The 16,581-nt window shown below is 60.2% G+C and carries 11 protein-coding genes; 5 read left to right on the forward strand and 6 right to left on the reverse strand.

Going from position 1 to position 16,581, the window contains the following annotated elements; genetic code table 11:
• Positions 1-2 precede the first annotated feature (2 nt).
• Positions 3-1,166, reverse strand: a complete 1,164-nt coding sequence (locus tag AC1DWG_RS28105) for an isovaleryl-CoA dehydrogenase (protein WP_008031893.1) — start codon at positions 1,164-1,166, stop codon at positions 3-5.
• A 274-nt stretch (positions 1,167-1,440) separates the two neighbouring features.
• On the opposite strand from AC1DWG_RS28105, the gene AC1DWG_RS28110 reads away from it, so the two are divergent.
• Positions 1,441-3,138, forward strand: coding sequence for an AMP-binding protein (locus AC1DWG_RS28110; RefSeq protein ID WP_477764594.1), 1,698 nt, complete (start codon positions 1,441-1,443; stop codon positions 3,136-3,138).
• Positions 3,139-3,829: 691 nt separating this feature from the next.
• Here the strand turns inward: AC1DWG_RS28110 and AC1DWG_RS28115 are convergent.
• From AC1DWG_RS28115 to AC1DWG_RS28125, 3 genes are all read right to left on the reverse strand, one after another.
• Positions 3,830-4,729, reverse strand: coding sequence for a hydroxymethylglutaryl-CoA lyase (locus tag AC1DWG_RS28115; RefSeq protein WP_477764593.1), 900 nt, complete (start codon positions 4,727-4,729; stop codon positions 3,830-3,832).
• 147 nt (positions 4,730-4,876) lie between these two features.
• The gene (locus tag AC1DWG_RS28120; RefSeq protein WP_007992801.1) at positions 4,877-5,278 is read right to left on the reverse strand and encodes a MerR family transcriptional regulator; all 402 of its coding nucleotides are present in this window, start codon (positions 5,276-5,278) and stop codon (positions 4,877-4,879) included.
• Between the two features lie 149 nt (positions 5,279-5,427).
• Positions 5,428-6,363 carry a LysR family transcriptional regulator gene (locus tag AC1DWG_RS28125; protein WP_477755012.1) on the reverse strand — a complete coding sequence of 312 codons (936 nt, stop codon included), beginning with the start codon at positions 6,361-6,363 and terminating at the stop codon, positions 5,428-5,430.
• Between the two features lie 164 nt (positions 6,364-6,527).
• On the opposite strand from AC1DWG_RS28125, the gene AC1DWG_RS28130 reads away from it, so the two are divergent.
• Complete coding sequence (locus AC1DWG_RS28130) at positions 6,528-7,757, forward strand: acyl-CoA dehydrogenase (protein ID WP_477764592.1); 1,230 nt, start codon at positions 6,528-6,530, stop codon at positions 7,755-7,757.
• Between the two features lie 82 nt (positions 7,758-7,839).
• Here AC1DWG_RS28130 and AC1DWG_RS28135 read toward each other — a convergent pair whose 3' ends face one another.
• Both AC1DWG_RS28135 and xthA read right to left on the reverse strand, forming a co-directional pair.
• Positions 7,840-9,180 (reverse strand): substrate-binding domain-containing protein, encoded by a 1,341-nt coding sequence (locus AC1DWG_RS28135; protein ID WP_477764591.1) that lies wholly within the window; start codon positions 9,178-9,180, stop codon positions 7,840-7,842.
• Between the two features lie 141 nt (positions 9,181-9,321).
• On the reverse strand, positions 9,322-10,134 hold the full coding sequence (gene xthA, locus AC1DWG_RS28140) for an exodeoxyribonuclease III (protein WP_477764590.1): 813 nt from the start codon (positions 10,132-10,134) through the stop codon (positions 9,322-9,324).
• A gap of 233 nt (positions 10,135-10,367) precedes the next feature.
• Here xthA and AC1DWG_RS28145 point away from each other — a divergent pair, with 233 nt between their 5' ends.
• From AC1DWG_RS28145 to AC1DWG_RS28155, 3 genes are all read left to right on the forward strand, one after another.
• Positions 10,368-11,018: a GNAT family N-acetyltransferase gene (locus tag AC1DWG_RS28145; protein ID WP_477755008.1), complete on the forward strand. Its 651-nt coding sequence runs from the start codon at positions 10,368-10,370 to the stop codon at positions 11,016-11,018.
• Between the two features lie 65 nt (positions 11,019-11,083).
• Positions 11,084-12,811 (forward strand): autotransporter assembly complex protein TamA, encoded by a 1,728-nt coding sequence (locus AC1DWG_RS28150; protein WP_477755007.1) that lies wholly within the window; start codon positions 11,084-11,086, stop codon positions 12,809-12,811.
• Positions 12,808-16,479 carry a translocation/assembly module TamB domain-containing protein gene (locus AC1DWG_RS28155; RefSeq protein ID WP_477788657.1) on the forward strand — a complete coding sequence of 1,224 codons (3,672 nt, stop codon included), beginning with the start codon at positions 12,808-12,810 and terminating at the stop codon, positions 16,477-16,479. The genes AC1DWG_RS28150 and AC1DWG_RS28155 overlap by 4 nt, the downstream gene beginning before the upstream one ends.
• Positions 16,480-16,581 lie beyond the last annotated feature (102 nt).

The raw sequence follows: 16,581 nt of genomic DNA on the forward strand, positions 1-16,581 counted from the left end.
GTTTAGCGGGTTTCGTTGAACAGTTCGCGACCGATCAGCATGCGTCGGATCTCACTGGTGCCGGCACCGATTTCGTACAGCTTGGCATCACGCAGCAGACGACCGGCCGGGAATTCGTTGATGTAGCCGTTGCCACCGAGAATCTGGATCGCGTCGAGGGCCATTTGTGTGGCGCGTTCGGCGCTGTAGAGGATTACCCCGGCGGCGTCCTTGCGCGTGGTTTCGCCGCGCTCGCAGGCCTGGGCCACGGCGTACAGATAGGCGCGGCTGGCGTTGAGTTGGGTGTACATGTCAGCGACCTTGCCCTGGATCAGCTGGAATTCGCCGATACTTTGGCCGAACTGCTTGCGGTCGTGGATGTACGGCACGATCAGGTCCATGCACGCCTGCATGATCCCGGTCGGGCCGCCGGAGAGCACGACGCGCTCATAGTCGAGGCCGCTCATCAGTACCTTCACGCCGCCGTTGAGTACGCCGAGGATGTTTTCTTCAGGCACTTCGACGTCATCGAAAAACAGTTCGCAGGTGTTCGAACCGCGCATGCCGAGCTTGTCGAACTTGTTGCTGCGGCTGAAGCCCTTCCAGTCGCGCTCGACGATGAAGGCGGTGATGCCGTGGGGGCCCTTTTCCAGGTCGGTCTTGGCGTAGATCACGTAAGTGTTGGCGTCCGGACCGTTGGTGATCCAGGTCTTGCTGCCGTTGAGCACGTAGTGATCGCCGCGCTTGTCGGCGCGCAGTTTCATCGACACCACGTCGGAACCGGCGTTCGGCTCGCTCATGGCCAGCGCGCCGATGTGCTCGCCGCTGATCAGCTTGGGCAGGTATTTCGATTTCTGTTCGTGGTTGCCGTTGCGGTTGATCTGGTTGACGCAGAGGTTGGAGTGGGCGCCGTAGGACAACGCCACCGAGGCCGAGCCACGGCTGATTTCTTCCATGGCCACCACGTGGGCCAGGTAACCAAGGCCGGCACCGCCGTACTCTTCCGGCACGGTAATGCCCAGCAGGCCCATGTCGCCGAACTTGCGCCACAGGTCGGCGGGGAACAGGTTGTCGATGTCGATCTGAGCGGCGCGCGGGGCGATCTCTTTGGCGACGAAGGACTGAACCTGATCGCGCAGCATGTCGATGGTTTCACCGAGGGCAAAGTTCAGGGATGGATAGCTCATGGGTCACCTTTTGGCTTTTTTGTCGGTTGGTGAGACTGTCAATGGGTTCTCACCTTTACGTTAACGTAAGCCTGTGACGAATGGCTGTCAATCACCCTTTACGTTAACGTCAACTTGAGCGAGAGTAGGGCCAATGAATCCTGTAGGAGCGGGCTTGCCCGCGAAGGCGTCGGATCCGTCGAAATCGATGTTGAACGTGCTGGCCTCTTCGCTGGCAAGCCAGCTCCTACAGGGGACCATTCGCAGCCCATAAATAAAGACAATAGGGGTCGTCATGGATCAACCCAGTGCAAGCCCGCAACGCAGTTACACCCGTGGTTCACAGGACAAAGCCTTGCTGGCGATGACCATCGGCCAGGCGTTCGATAACACCGTCGCGCAATACCCGGACGGGGAGGCGCTGGTGGTGCGCCATCAACAGCTGCGTTTGAGCTGGCGGCAATTGGCCGAGGTCGCGGACCTGCACGCCAGAGCGTTGCTGGCGTTGGGGCTGCAGACGGGTGACCGCCTCGGCATCTGGGCGCCGAACTGTGCGCAATGGTGCATCAGCCAGATTGCCACGGCGAAAATCGGCGTGATCCTGGTCAATATCAATCCTGCGTATCGCAGTTCCGAACTCGAATACGTACTCAAGCAATCCGGTTGCCAATGGCTGGTGTGTGCCGGGGCCTTCAAGACCTCGAACTATCACGCGATGCTGCAAGGCCTGGTGCCGGAGTTGGCCGGGCAATCCATCGGCAAGTTGCAGAGTGAGCGGTTGCCGGAGTTGCGTGGCGTCATCAGCCTGGATGCGCAGCCGCCGAGCGGTTTCCTGCCGTGGTCGCAATTGGCCGGTCTGGCGGGCAGCGTGACGGTCGAGCAACTGCATGAGCGCCAGGACAGCCTGCATTTCGATCAACCGGTGAATATCCAGTACACCTCCGGCACCACCGGTTTCCCCAAGGGCGCGACCCTCAGTCACTACAACATTCTCAACAACGGCTACATGGTCGGCGAAAGCCTGGGCCTGACGGCGGCCGATCGGCTGGTGATCCCGGTGCCGCTGTATCACTGCTTCGGCATGGTCATGGGCAACCTCGGCTGCATCACCCATGGCAGCACGATGATTTATCCAAACGACGCGTTCGATCCATTGCTGACCCTCAGCACCGTGGCCGACGAAAAAGCCACGGCGCTGTACGGCGTGCCGACCATGTTCATCGCCATGCTCGATCAGCCTCAGCGTGCCAGGTTCGACCTGTCGAGCCTGCGCACCGGGATCATGGCGGGCGCAACCTGTCCTATCGAGGTGATGCGCCGGGTCATCAGCGAAATGCACATGAGCGAAGTGCAGATTGCCTACGGCATGACGGAAACCAGTCCGGTGTCATTGCAGACCGGTCCTTCAGATGACCTGGAGCTGCGCGTGACCACCGTCGGCCGCACCCAGCCACAACTCGAAAGCAAGATCATCGACGAAGCGGGCAACCTGGTGCCACGGGGCACCATCGGTGAGCTGTGCACCCGCGGTTACAGCGTGATGCTCGGCTATTGGAACAACCCCGAAGGCACGGCGGAAGCCATCGACCAGGCCGGCTGGATGCACACCGGCGACCTGGCGAGCATGAATGACGAGGGTTACGTGTGCATTGCCGGGCGCAACAAGGACATGATCATCCGCGGTGGTGAGAATGTTTACCCGCGGGAGCTGGAAGAATTTTTCTTCACTCATCCGGCCGTTGCGGATGTTCAGGTGATCGGTATTCCTTGCTCGCGCTACGGCGAAGAGATCGTCGCCTGGATCAAGTTCCACCCCGGCCACAGCGCCACCGAGCAAGAACTGCAAGCCTGGTGCAAGGAGCGCATCGCGCACTTCAAGACGCCGCGCTACTTCAAGTTCGTCGAGGAGTTTCCGATGACGGTGACTGGCAAGATCCAGAAATTCCGGATGCGCGAGATCAGTATCGAGGAGTTGCGTAGCAAGCAGGTCTGACGAAGGCCGACTGTAGGAGCGAGCTTGCTCGCGAAGAACGTCAACGATAACGCGTGCAGTCTGGAAATGCGCGGTGCCCTTGTGTTCTTCGCGAGCGAGCTCGCTCCTACAAAGGGCTGCGGAAATCTTAAATGCCAGACAGCACAAAGGGGAGCCGAAGCTCCCCTTTAATTTCGTTGCGCGTGCTCTTTTTTTATTATTGAGGGTCGGCCTGTTGTTGTTTTTGGCAACCGTTGCCCTTTACCGCTGTTTTTGGCGATCCCCATCCGGGATCAAGAGCAAACGTATTTTTTTGAGCGCTGATCTACTTTTTCGCTGAGCGATCCAACCAGTACGGGAGCTACCTGAAGGTAGTTTTATTATTCTCTGTCTGGTTGCGGGTAACTCCGAAAAGCACCCTGAAAAGCACATCTTCTCCAAAAAAATCTGTTAGCTGCGTCTCTGCCGTGTTGTTTTTGTTATGTCAGAGTCGTTACGTCTTGTTTTTATTAGGTTTGCCGCAATTTTTTTATTCTTGTTGTGCGATAGAGATAGCAGGAGCCATGCCAACTTTTTAAAAGCCTTTAAAATCAACGATTTGGAGAGTTGTGAGGTTTTTCGCTTCAGGCAAAACCCCACATTTTGTTTCCGTGTTACTCGCTTGCGCCCACGTTTCAGACACAGCGGTAACACCCGGACACACTCAGCACACTCACTGTGCGCTGCGAGCCTTGGCCACGCGGGAACCGGTAGGGCGACCCAGTACGGTACAAATCTGTTGACCGGCAACCATCAAGGCGTCGAGGTCGATTCCGGTGTCGATGCCCAGGCCGTTGAGCAGGTAAACCACGTCTTCGGTCGCGACGTTACCGCTGGCGCCCTTGGCATAGGGGCAGCCGCCCAGGCCGGCGATGGAGCTGTCGAACACCGAGATGCCCTCCAGCAGGCTGGCGTAGATGTTGGCCACAGCCTGACCGTAGGTGTCGTGGAAGTGCCCGGCGAGTTTTTCCCGGGGCACATCCTTTGCTACGGCTTCAAACATCTTGCGGGTTGCGCCAGCGGTGCCGGTGCCGATGGTGTCCCCCAGCGAGACCTCATAGCAGCCCATGGCATACAGTTCACGTGCGACCACGGCGACTTGCTCCGGGGCGACGTTACCTTCATAGGGGCAGCCCAGCACACAGGACACATAGCCGCGCACGGTAATTCCGTGTTGTCTGGCGGCGTCCATGATCGGCGCGAAACGCTCCAGGCTTTCGCTGATCGAGCAATTGATGTTGCGTTGGGAAAACGCCTCTGAAGCCGCCGCGAACACGGCCACTTCCTTGACCCCGGCGGCGAGGGCATCTTCGAAACCGCGCAAGTTGGGAGTGAGTGCGCCGTAGACCACACCCGGTTTGCGCTGGATCTGCGCGAAGACTTCGGCGGAGCCGGCCATCTGCGGTACCCACTTGGGCGACACAAAACTGCCGACTTCTATATAGCCAAGTCCGGCTGCGGTCAGTGCATCGACCAGTTGTACCTTGTCGGTAACACTGATGGGCCGGGCTTCGTTTTGCAGGCCGTCGCGTGGGCCGACTTCGACAATGCGTACGTGGGTGGGGAGGGGCATAAGGTTCGACCTGTGCTGATTGTCTGAATGTGCAGTGATCCCTGTAAGAGTGAGCCTGCTCGCGATGGCGGTAGCAAATTCAACGCTGATGTCGACTGCCCCGGCGCTATCGCGAGCAGGCTCACTCCTACAGGGGATTTTGTAGGCCTACTGAACTGATTCCTGGCTTTTGAGCGTCTGCTCCAGCGCCTGTACGCAGCGCTCCTCGGCAGTGTCCAGTTCCAGTTTCATCTGTTCGATGTCCAGCAACTGCTGTTCAAGCTGCTCACGGCGCTCGCTGATTTTCGCCAGCATGCTGTGCAACTGCTTGGTGTTACCGCTGGACGGGTCGTAGAGCTCGATCAGTTCGCGGCATTCAGCCAGCGAGAAACCGATGCGCTTGCCCCGCAGGATCAGCTTCAGGCTGACCTTGTCGCGGGGTGAGTAAATACGTTCCTGGCCACGACGCTCAGGGCTGAGCAGGCCTTGCTCTTCATAAAAGCGAATGGCCCGGGTGGTGATGTCGAGCTCGCGGGCGAGATCGGAAATGCTGTAGGTCTGGCTGCTCATGGACGCGCTCGCAAAAGGTCATGGCGCTAAGCTAATGGCAGGTTGACGTTTACGTCAAGGGAGAAAAGATCGCAGCCTGCGGCAGCTCCTCCCCGGGATTTGTATTCACCCTGTAGGAGCTGCCGCAGGCTGCGATCTTTTGATTTTTCTCAAACCGGTTGTTTATCCAGTTTTCTCTCCTGCGCCGTCACCTGCTGGCACAACTCGATCATCTGCTCGCGCATCCAGCGGTTCGCCGGGTCCTGGTCGGTGCTTTCGTGCCAGTAAAGGTGGGTTTCCACTGGCGGCACATCGTTGACCGGCAGATAAAAGGCGTGCAGGTCGTTACGCCGGGCGAAGCGTTCCGGCACGGTCATGACCATGTCCGTCTGTTGCAGCACTTGCGAAGCCATCAGGTAATGCTGGGAGCGCAGGGCGATCTTGCGCTGGATGCCCATCTTGCCCAACGCCAGGTCGACATAGCCGAGGCCGCTGCGGCGGCTGGAAATATGGATGTGGGTCAGGCCCAGGTAATCATCCAGGGTGAGTTTCTCCTTGCCCGCCAGCGGATGCCCCTTGCGCATGGCACACACGTAGCGGTCTTCCATCAATTTGACGTGGCGCACCTGCGGGTCGGTGTTGAGCGGTGCATCGACCGCGAAGTCGAGCCGACCGGCCGCCAGCTCCTTGGTGGTTTCACGGCGTTTGGACAGGAAGCTTTCGATGATCACCGTCGGCGCCAGGCGGCGCAGGCGCTGGAACAGCGGCGGCAGGATCACCGCTTCGGTGAGGTCGGTCATGCTGATGCGGTAGGTCTTGACCGCTTGCTGCGGGTTGAAAATGCGGCTTTCCTGCACCGATACGCGCAGCAGCGAGAGGGCGTTGCGCACCGGGCCGATGATGTTCTGCGCCATCGGCGTGGGCACCATGCCCTGGGCGGTGCGCACGAATAGCGGGTCGTTGAAGGTCTCGCGCAGACGCGCCAGCGCGTTCGACACCGCCGGTTGGGTGATGCCGACGATTTGCCCGGCGCGGGTCAGGTTGGCTTCGGTGTAGATCGCGTCGAAGACGATGAAAAGGTTGAGATCGACCTTGCTCAGATTCATTACGCGGCTCTCTTATTGTGTGGGCGGACTGACCTTGACGATCAGCCGATCATATATCGGTGATGAATGTTTATACACGCCGAGAATAGGCTAGGTAAATTATCAACGCTGTTCTAGCATCGATACATGACCTAAACAACCTCCCCCAAGAAGGTATCTTGCTCATGGATTTCGCTTATTCGCCCAAGGTTCAGGAACTGCGCGAGCGCGTGACTGCGTTCATGGACACCTACGTTTATCCCGCCGAAGCCGTGTTCGAGCGCCAGGTCGCCGAAGGCGATCGCTGGCAGCCGACCGCGATCATGGAAGAACTCAAACTCAAGGCCAAGGCCGAAGGCCTGTGGAATTTGTTTCTGCCTGAGTCCGAACTGGGTGCCGGCCTGACCAACCTCGAATACGCGCCGCTGGCGGAAATCATGGGCCGCTCGCTGCTGGGGCCAGAGCCGTTCAACTGCTCGGCACCGGACACCGGCAACATGGAAGTGCTGGTGCGTTACGCCAACGAAGAGCAGAAACAACGCTGGCTCGAACCATTGCTGCGCGGCGAGATCCGCTCGGCCTTCGCCATGACCGAACCGGACGTTGCGTCCTCCGACGCCACCAACATGGCTGCCCGTGCGGTGCGCGATGGCGACGAGTGGGTGATCAACGGCAAGAAATGGTGGACCTCGGGTGCTTGCGACCCGCGCTGCAAAATCCTGATTTTCATGGGGCTGAGCAATCCTGACGCGCCACGCCACGCCCAGCACTCGATGATTCTGGTGCCGGTGGATGCTCCCGGCGTGAAGATCGTGCGCCCGCTGCCGGTGTTCGGTTACGACGATGCACCTCATGGTCACGCCGAAGTGCATTTCGAAAACGTCCGGGTGCCGTACGAAAACGTCCTGTTGGGCGAAGGACGCGGCTTCGAAATTGCTCAAGGTCGCCTTGGCCCGGGCCGGATTCACCACTGCATGCGTTCGATCGGCATGGCCGAGCGCGCACTGGAACTGATGTGCAAGCGCTCGGTGAGCCGCACCGCATTCGGCAAACCCCTGGCGCGGCTGGGCGGTAACGTCGACAAGATCGCCGACTCGCGGATGGAAATCGACATGGCACGCCTGCTGACGTTGAAAGCGGCGTACATGATGGACACCGTCGGCAACAAAGTGGCCCGTAGCGAGATCGCGCAGATCAAGGTCGTCGCGCCAAACGTTGCGTTGCGAGTGATCGACCGGGCGATCCAGATTCATGGCGGGGCAGGGGTTTCCAACGATTTCCCGCTGGCCTACATGTACGCGATGCAGCGTACCCTGCGCCTGGCCGACGGCCCGGACGAAGTGCACCGAGCGGCGATCGGCAAGTTCGAAATCGGCAAGTATGTGCCGAAGGAGATGATGCGTAGCGGGCATTAAGAAAAGTTAAAAGATCGCAGCCTTCGGCAGCTCCTACAGGATACGCGTACATCTGAAGGAGCTGCCGAAGGCTGCGATCTTTTCAGTACACCCAAACCTCAACCCGCCGATTCCTGATCCTTCCCTCATCGGCGTTATTGGCCGCCACTGGCATTTCGGCACCGAATCCACGAATCTCGCGAAACACCACGCCGCTCTTCACCAACTCCCGCCGTACCGCCATGGCCCGCAGTTTCGACAACAGATCGGCACGCGTCGGGTCGCTCTTGGCATCGCCAAACCCTACCAGCGTCACTTGCCCAGACATTTTGTCTTGCTGCTTTATATAGTCGAGCACTCGCGTCAGGTCTTGCCGCGCCTTGTTGTCCAGGCTGGCACTGCCTTCTTCGAAGCGAAAATTCACCGACAATCGCTGGGCATGCCGACTCAGCGCCTGATACCCCTCGGGCATCAACGCATTGGGGGTGACGGCCATGGCCTGGACGGTTTGTGCAATAAAACCGTTGGCCGCGACGATGGCCTGGCCATTGCTGCTTTGAGCGAAGGCCACTAGCGCGTAGGCCCAGGGATTTTTGCCGTTGGGTGGCAGGTAGAAGAACAACCGGCGGGACAGCGGATAGTCTTCCGTGGCAATCAGGCTGTTGAGCGGCAACATGGCTTGCGATTGCCCGTCGACAATGGCCACGGCTTTGGCCTGGCGCACATAGGGTAATCCGATAAATCCGATGCCTTGCGGGTCGGCGCTGACCGCATCGGACAGTTGCTCGCTGGACTCGAAGCGTTTTGCCGTGCTGCTCAGAGTTTTCCCACGGCTACTGAGGACCAGTACCTTGAAAGTGTCGAAGGTCCCGGACTGATCATCCCGTGCATACAGATGAATCGGCCCGCCGCTGCTACCTATGTCTTCCCAGGTTTTCACCTCACCACTGAAAATGCGCGCCAGTTGCACGGTGTCGAGTTGGTTCAGCGGATTGTCCGGATGAAGGATGATCGCCAGGCCATCGATGGCGATGACCTGTTCGGCGCTCGGACTTTTCAGGTCACCGAGGGATTGCAGGCTGGCCAGTTCGCTGTCCCTGATCGGGCGCGACGAGGCGGCAAGATCGGCACTGGCGGTTTTTAGCGCGGTGAAACCGGTGCTGGAACCATGGGCCGCCACCTCCACCACGACCCGCCGGCCTTGAACGGTTTCACCGACAATGCGCAGTTCGTTGGCGGTGTCCGAGACTTCGCGGTGAATCCTGCGCAGGCCTTGTTCACTCATCAGGCCCTCGACCAGCGCCGGTCCCAATGCCGCGCCAATGGTGTTGGAACCCTGGATGCGCAGCACGGTGCCGTGTTCGGGTGTCGGCAAGTCGCCGGCCGGGGCCGCCTGCGGCAAGCCCATGCACAGCATCAACAGGAACAGCACGCGCAGCATCATGCCGGCACCTTACATAGCCAAAGGAGGTGCCGGGAGATTAAGTCAGTAAGGTTTCCGAAAAATGACAGGCAAAAGATCGCGGCCTGCGGCAGCTCCTACAGATATATGTAGGAGCTGCCGCAGGCTGCGATCTTGTGCTTTTTAGCTCAATTCAAGCCAGATCGGCGCATGGTCCGAAGGTTTTTCCATGCCGCGCAGTTCGTAGTCCACCCCTGCGGCTTTCACCCGTGGCAGCAAGCCGTGGGAGGCGAGGATCAGGTCGATGCGCAGGCCACGCTTGGGCTCGTCTTCGAAGCCACGGCTGCGGTAGTCGAACCAGCTGAAGGTGTCGCTCACTTTCGGGTTCAGGTGCCGGAAACTGTCCACCAGGCCCCAGTTCTTCAGGCGGGCCATCCACTCGCGCTCTTCCGGCAGGAAGCTGCATTTGCCGGTTTTCAGCCAGCGCTTCATGTTGTCCGGGCCGATGCCGATGTCGCAGTCTTCCGGGGAAATGTTCACATCGCCCATCACCACCAGCGGCTGGTCGTTCTTGAACTGGCTTTCCAGCAATTGCTGCAAGTCGCTGTAGAAACGTTCCTTGGCCGGGAATTTGGTCGGGTGGTCGCGGTTTTCGCCCTGTGGGAAATAACCGTTCATGATGGTCACCGGCGCACCATTGGCGTCGGCGAAGGTGCCCCAGATGAAGCGTCGTTGGGCGTCTTCTTCGTCGGTGGCGAAACCCTTGTGCAGGGCCAGCGGTTCCTGGCGCGAGAGCAGGGCGACGCCGTAATGCCCCTTTTGTCCGTGGAAATACACGTGGTAGCCCAGTGCTCTGACTTCATCGAGGGGAAACTGGTCGTCGTGGACCTTGGTTTCCTGCAAGCCGATCACGTCAGGCTGGTGTTTTTCGATCAGCGCCGCCAGCTGATGGGGGCGGGCGCGCAGCCCGTTGATGTTGAAGGAGACGATCTTCATGGTCGGCAGTCCTGGCAAAAGGGCGATGCTAGCTGACATGTGGGAATCGGGCCAGTGTGGGGTGAGGGGATTTAATGTGTTCTGTCAGATCTGCGTTGACCGTCCCAACTTGCTCGCGAAGGCGATTTCATTGCCTACACTCATTTCGGATCTGTAAGGAACTGTGTCAGCGCCGATCAGCTCGTAACAACAAGAGCGCAGCCACCCGAGCTGTGCCGGGGAGATCAACCGTCATGCCCGAAACCTCGACTGCCATCGCCGATATTCACATGCTCGACAGCGGCTACGCCCGCGAAGCGCGTTCGCTGCTGTACCAGGCTTATCGACACGAGCCGACTTTCGGCTATTTGTTTGAAGCCGAACGCCCCGGTTACGAACAGCGGGTTCGCGCCACCGTGCGCGAACTGGTGAGCCAGCATTTTCTCCAGGACCTGCCTGCCATCGGCCTGTTGGTCAACGACCGCCTGATCGGCATCGCTCTGATCGCGCCGCCGCAACGTCGTCTCGGTGTCACTGAAAGTTGGGCCTGGCGCCTGCGGATGCTGCTCAGCACGGGATTTCGCTGCACCCGTCGCTACCTCGAATATCACGCTGCCGTGGAGGCCTGCGTGCCGAATGACTCGGTGCATGTCTTGCCATTGCTGGGGGTTCATCCGCAGTTCCAGGGCAAGCATTTCGGCGAGCAACTGTTGCAAGCCGTGCACAACTGGTGCGCCGTGGATGAAAACTCACAGGGCGTGATCCTCGATACCGGGAATCCTCGCTATCTGGAGTTCTATAAGCGCCAGGGCTATGAGGAAATCGGTGAAGTTGCCGTAGGACCGATTCGCGAACATGTGTTTTTTCACCCCAATCCCCAGGTGTTACAAACAGCAACGGCTTGAACGGCGAACTTTCCGGGCATGTCAGGCTCTATCACGCTCTCAAGCTCGTGATAGCATCCGCGCCTATGAAGTTTCCAGGAAGAATTACCAGCGGTGTGCTGATGCTGATGACCAGCTGCACGGCGCTGGCTCAAAGTGAATTGGATGTACGGATCAAACCGTCCAATGATGAGCTGAAGGCCAATATAGAAGGCTATATCGGCAGCCTCGGCGATCGCGACGAGCAGGCGTTGCTGCGCTTCAGCCGTGGCGCTGAAGAACAGGCGCACAAGGCCGCCCAGGCCTTGGGCTACTACCAGCCGCACATCGACAGCGAGGTGAAGGGCGGCGAAAAGCCGCGCCTGGTGCTGAAAGTCGACCCCGGCGAGCCGGTGCACTTGCGTAACGTCACGGTGCGTGTCGACGGTCCGGCAGCCTCCCTCAAGTCCTTTCGAATCCCTAAAAGCGACGCGCTCAAGCCCGGCGCTGTGCTCAATCATGGGCATTACGAGGACGCCAAGCGCCTGATCCAGAATCAGGCTTCGCGCTATGGCTTTTTCAGCGGCCGATTCACCCGTTCAAAATTGTCGGTCGACCCGCGTGCCGGCGTCGCCGATATCGAACTGATCTATGAAAGTGGCCCGCGCTATACCTTGGGCAAGGTCAGTTTCGAGGGCGATACGCCGTTCGACGACGAGCTGCTGCAACGCATGGTGCCGTTCAAGGCCGGTACGCCGTATGACTCGGAACTGATCGCCGAACTCAATCAGAACCTGCAATCGAGCGGCTACTTCGAAGGCGTGCGCGTGGACGCGGCACCCGCGGCGTCCAAGGACGATGCGATCCCGGTGGACGTCAAGCTCGAAACCCGCAAGCCGCGGACCATGGGCCTGGGCCTGGGTTTCTCCACCGACGTCGGCCCACGTGCCAAGGCCAACTGGACCCGACACTGGGTCAACGCCCAAGGGCACAGTTATGGCTGGGAGACCGAAGTCTCGGCGCCGCGGCAAAACGTCGGGTTGTTCTACGACATTCCACTGGACCCGCCACTGACCGACAAGCTGCGTTTTGCCGGCGGCTATCAGAATGAGGACATTGCCGGCACCGACACCCACAGCAAGTTGCTGACCCTCGGCCCCGAATGGCACAGCAAATTGCCCAGCGGCTGGCAGCGGGTGGTGTCGCTCAAATGGCAACGCGAGGATTACCAACTCGGCGACGACTCCGGGCTCAGTAACCTGCTGATGCCCGGCGTGAATTATTCGTACCTGAAAAGCGACAACCGCATCGACCCGCATAACGGCTATCGGCTGCAATTCGAATCCAAAGTGGCCAAGGAAGGTCTGGGTTCCGACAGCAACCTGATCTACGGCACGGCGCTGGTCAAAGGCCTGACCACGGTGTTCGACAACCATCGTTTCCTCGGGCGGGTGCAGGTCGGCGGCAGTGCCACCAACGGCTTCAAATCGGTGCCGCCATCGCTGCGCTTCTTCGCCGGTGGCGATCAGAGCGTGCGCGGTTACGACTATCAGAGCCTGTCCCCGGAAAACTCCGACGGCGACCGCATCGGTGGCCGCTACATGGTCGCCGCCAGCGCGGAATATCAGTATTCCATCGCTGAAAAATGGCGGATCGCGACCTTTGTCGATCAGGGCAACTCCTTCAACACACTCGAACTGCCGAACCTCAAGACCGGGGTCGGTATCGGCGTGCGCTGGGTATCGCCGGTGGGGCCGATCCGCCTCGACCTGGCCCACGCGCTGGACGACGATGGCGGCATTCGACTGCACTTTTCCATGGGGCCTGAGCTGTGAAGCGTGGTTTGAAAGTAACGCTGCTGGCGATAGCGGCACTGTTGATGCTGGTTGTCCTGACGCTGGCCACAGTGCTGGGCACGGCGACGGGCAGCGGCTGGGCGTTGGGCTTCGTACCGGGGTTGACCCTGGACAACTTCCAGGGCCGGCTGGGCGGGCAGTGGAGTGCCGACCGGGTGTTGTGGCAACAGGCCAACAACCGGGTTGAGCTGAGCAAGGTGATTTTTGCCTGGTCGCCGTTGTGCCTGTCCCGCAGGGCCTTGTGCATCGAGCAATTGCAGGCCGATCAGGTCAGCCTGACGTTCCCGCCGGGTGCCGAAGAGCCAGACAGCGGCCCGATCACGCTCCCGGAGCTCAAGTTACCGTTGGCCCTCGAACTGGGGGAGATCAAGGTCGGTAGCCTGTTGTTCAACGGCAGCGAGGAGCTCAAGGGCTTGCAACTGGCGGCGCACTGGACGGCGGCCGGTTTGAGGATCGATTCGGTGGCGTTGCAGCGCGATGACCTGAGCCTGAACCTGTCCGGCCTGCTGCAACCCTCCGGTAACTGGCCCCTCAGTGCCGAAGGCAAGCTGACCCTGTTGTCGACGCCTGAGCCCTTGGCGCTGGCGCTGAAAGTCGACGGCGACCTGCTCAAGACTCTGAACCTGAAAGCCGACAGCAGCGGTTACCTCAACGGGCAACTGACCGGCGAACTGCAACCGCTGGTGGAAAACCTGCCGGCCAAGGTGCGGATCACCGCCGATGGCTTCAAGCCCGGTGCCGATCTGCCGGACACCCTGCAACTCAATCAGCTTGAGCTCACGGGTGCCGGCGACTTGATGAACGGCTACGCGCTGCTCGGCAAAGCCACGCTACCCGCCGAGCAAGGGCCAGTCGCCCTGGCGCTGCAAGGCAAGGTCGACGCCAAGGGTGCGCAGATCGCCGCGCTGGACCTGACCGCCAACGACAAGCAAAGCCTCAAGCTCACAGGGCTTGTGGATTGGAGCAAGGGCCTGAGCGCCGAGGCGAAGATTGACTGGCTGGACTTCCCGTGGCACAGGCTCTATCCGCTCATCGACGAACCGCAAGTAGCGCTTCGCACGTTTACCGGCGAAGTTTCTTACACCGACGGCAAGTACCTCGGGCATTTCGCCGCCGCGGCGGATGGTCCGGCCGGCGCTTTCACCCTGGCCAGCCCTTTCGCGGGCGACCTGACGAAAATCTACCTGCAACAGATTCAACTCCAGGCCGGGCAGGGCAAGGCTGAAGGGCACTTGAATCTGCAATTCGCCGACGGCATTGCCTGGGACACCGCGCTGGACCTGTCGGCGATCAACCCCGCGTACTGGGTCGCAGAGCTGCCGGGTACGCTGGCCGGGCCGTTGCGCAGCCAGGGCGAGATGAAGAACGAAATGCTCAGCCTCAATGCCGACCTGGACCTCAAGGGCAAACTGCGCGGTCAACCGGCGGTGATCCAGGCCAAGGCCGATGGCCGTGGTGAGCAGTGGAACCTCAACGCCCTGCAAATCCGCCTCGGTGACAACAGCATCACTGGCAAGGGCAGCCTGCAACAGAAACTCGCCGGGCAGATTGACCTCAAGTTGCCGAGCCTGGCCCAGCTCTGGCCAGAACTGCGCGGCCAGCTCAATGGCCGCGTGGATGTCGCCGGCACACTCAAGGCGCCCCAGGGCAAGCTTGACCTGCAAGGCTCGCAATTGGCTTTCCAGGACAATCGCCTGCAAAGCCTCAACCTGGACGCCACGCTGGACAGCGCGCAACGGGCGAAAATCGACCTCAAGGGCAGCGGCATCCAGGCCGGCGACACCTCACTGGGAACCCTGACCGCCAGCGGCCAGGGCGATATCAAGAACCAGAAGTTGAGCCTCGATCTGCAAGGGCCGAAGCTGAAACTGGCGCTGGGTCTGGACGGTGCGCTGGACAAAGGCAATTGGCGCGGACGCCTGGCCAGCGGTGATATCCAGGCCGGTGGCCAGGACTGGAAGCTGCAAGGGCCGGCGAAACTCGAACGCCTGGCGGATGGCAAAATCAACTTTGGCGCCCATTGCTGGGCATCCGGCCAGGCCAGCCTGTGCGGTGAAGACTCACGCCTGATGCCCGAGCCGAAACTGCGTTATCACCTCAAGCAATTCCCGATTGACAGCCTCGCGCAGTGGTTGCCGAAGGATTTCGCCTGGCAGGGCCGGCTCAACGCCGACCTGCAACTGGACCTGCCGGCCAGCGGCCCGAACGGCCAGGTCAGCGTCGATGCCGGCGGCGGCACGTTGCGCATCAAGGAAAAGGACCAGTGGCTGGACTTCCCGTACCAGACCCTGAAACTCACCAGCAAACTCACGCCCAAACGCATCGACACCGAGCTCAATTTCGTCGGTGGCAAACTCGGTGAACTGATGGTGCAGGCGCAGCTCAATCCGTTGCCGAAAAACAAACCGTTGAGTGGCTCGTTCCGCTTGAGCGGGCTGGACCTGTCGGTGGCGCGGCCGTTTGTGCCAATGGTCGAAAAGCTGGCCGGGCGCCTGAATGGCAGTGGCACGATTTCCGGTGGGCTGTTGGCGCCACAGGTCAATGGCAGTCTGCAACTGAGCGACGGCGTGATTGCCGGACCTGAGCTGCCGATGGAGCTGCAAAACCTGCACGTTCAAGCGCTCATCGCCGGAGAAAGCGTGCAATTGAACGGTGGCTGGAACAGCGGCAAGGCCGGGCAGGGCAGCCTGAACGGCAACATCGCCTGGGGCCAGGCGCTGGTGGTAGACCTGGCGCTCAAGGGCTCGCAGTTACCAGTCACCGTCGAGCCTTACGCCAAGCTTGAGGTCGCTCCGGACCTGAAAATCTCGATGAAGGATGACGAGTTGGCCATCGCTGGCAAAGTGCTGGTGCCCAGGGGCGAAATCACCATTCGCGAATTGCCGCCGTCGACGGTCAAGGTCTCCGATGACACGGTGATCGTCGGCCAGCAAACCGAGGAGGGTAAACCGCCGCTGGCGATGAAGATGGACATCGAAGTGCTGGTCGGCGAGGACAAGCTGAGCTTTGCAGGATTTGGCCTGACCGCGAATGTGCAGGGGCATGTGCACATCGGTGACAACATGGACACCCGTGGCGAGCTGTGGCTAAACGATGGCCGATACCGCGCCTACGGCCAGCGGCTTTCGGTGCGCCGGGCACGCTTGCTGTTTGCCGGGCCCATCGATCAGCCGTACCTGGACATCGAGGCCATTCGCAAGACCGACGATATCATCGCCGGCATTCGCCTGAGTGGCAGCGCCGAGCAGCCGACCACGCAGATTTTTTCCGAACCGGCCATGAGCCAGGAACAGGCCTTGTCCTATCTGGTGCTCGGGCGTCCGCTGAGCAGCAATGGCGAAGACAACAACATGCTCGCCCAGGCGGCCCTCGGTCTGGGCTTGATGGGCAGTTCCGGAGTGACCAGTGGCCTGGCCAAGAACCTGGGCATTCAGGACTTCCAGCTTGACACCCAGGGCAGCGGTACTGCCACCAGTGTGGTGGCCAGCGGCAATATTTCCGAGAAGCTCAGCCTGCGCTACGGTGTCGGCGTGTTCGAACCGGCCAACACCATTGCCTTGCGCTACAAGCTGAGCAAGAAGGTCTACCTCGAAGCCGCGGGTGGCGTGGCCAGTTCGCTGGACATCTTCTACAAGCGGGATTTCTAGTCCCTTCAAAATCAAAAGATCGCAGCCTTCGGCAGCTCCTACAGGGTTTTGTGTACACCTGTAGGAGCTGCCGAAGGCTGCGATCTTTTTGCTTATATCCGA

This window comes from Pseudomonas sp. P4_B3, assembly GCF_056402295.1.

Coding starts and splice junctions, on each gene's coding strand:
- AC1DWG_RS28105 (WP_008031893.1), bottom strand. CDS start 1,166: ATGAGCTATCCATCCCTGAACTTTGCCCTCGGTGAAACCATCGACATG.
- AC1DWG_RS28110 (WP_477764594.1), top strand. CDS start 1,441: ATGGATCAACCCAGTGCAAGCCCGCAACGCAGTTACACCCGTGGTTCA.
- AC1DWG_RS28115 (WP_477764593.1), bottom strand. CDS start 4,729: ATGCCCCTCCCCACCCACGTACGCATTGTCGAAGTCGGCCCACGCGAC.
- AC1DWG_RS28120 (WP_007992801.1), bottom strand. CDS start 5,278: ATGAGCAGCCAGACCTACAGCATTTCCGATCTCGCCCGCGAGCTCGAC.
- AC1DWG_RS28125 (WP_477755012.1), bottom strand. CDS start 6,363: ATGAATCTGAGCAAGGTCGATCTCAACCTTTTCATCGTCTTCGACGCG.
- AC1DWG_RS28130 (WP_477764592.1), top strand. CDS start 6,528: ATGGATTTCGCTTATTCGCCCAAGGTTCAGGAACTGCGCGAGCGCGTG.
- AC1DWG_RS28135 (WP_477764591.1), bottom strand. CDS start 9,180: ATGATGCTGCGCGTGCTGTTCCTGTTGATGCTGTGCATGGGCTTGCCG.
- xthA (WP_477764590.1), bottom strand. CDS start 10,134: ATGAAGATCGTCTCCTTCAACATCAACGGGCTGCGCGCCCGCCCCCAT.
- AC1DWG_RS28145 (WP_477755008.1), top strand. CDS start 10,368: ATGCCCGAAACCTCGACTGCCATCGCCGATATTCACATGCTCGACAGC.
- AC1DWG_RS28150 (WP_477755007.1), top strand. CDS start 11,084: ATGAAGTTTCCAGGAAGAATTACCAGCGGTGTGCTGATGCTGATGACC.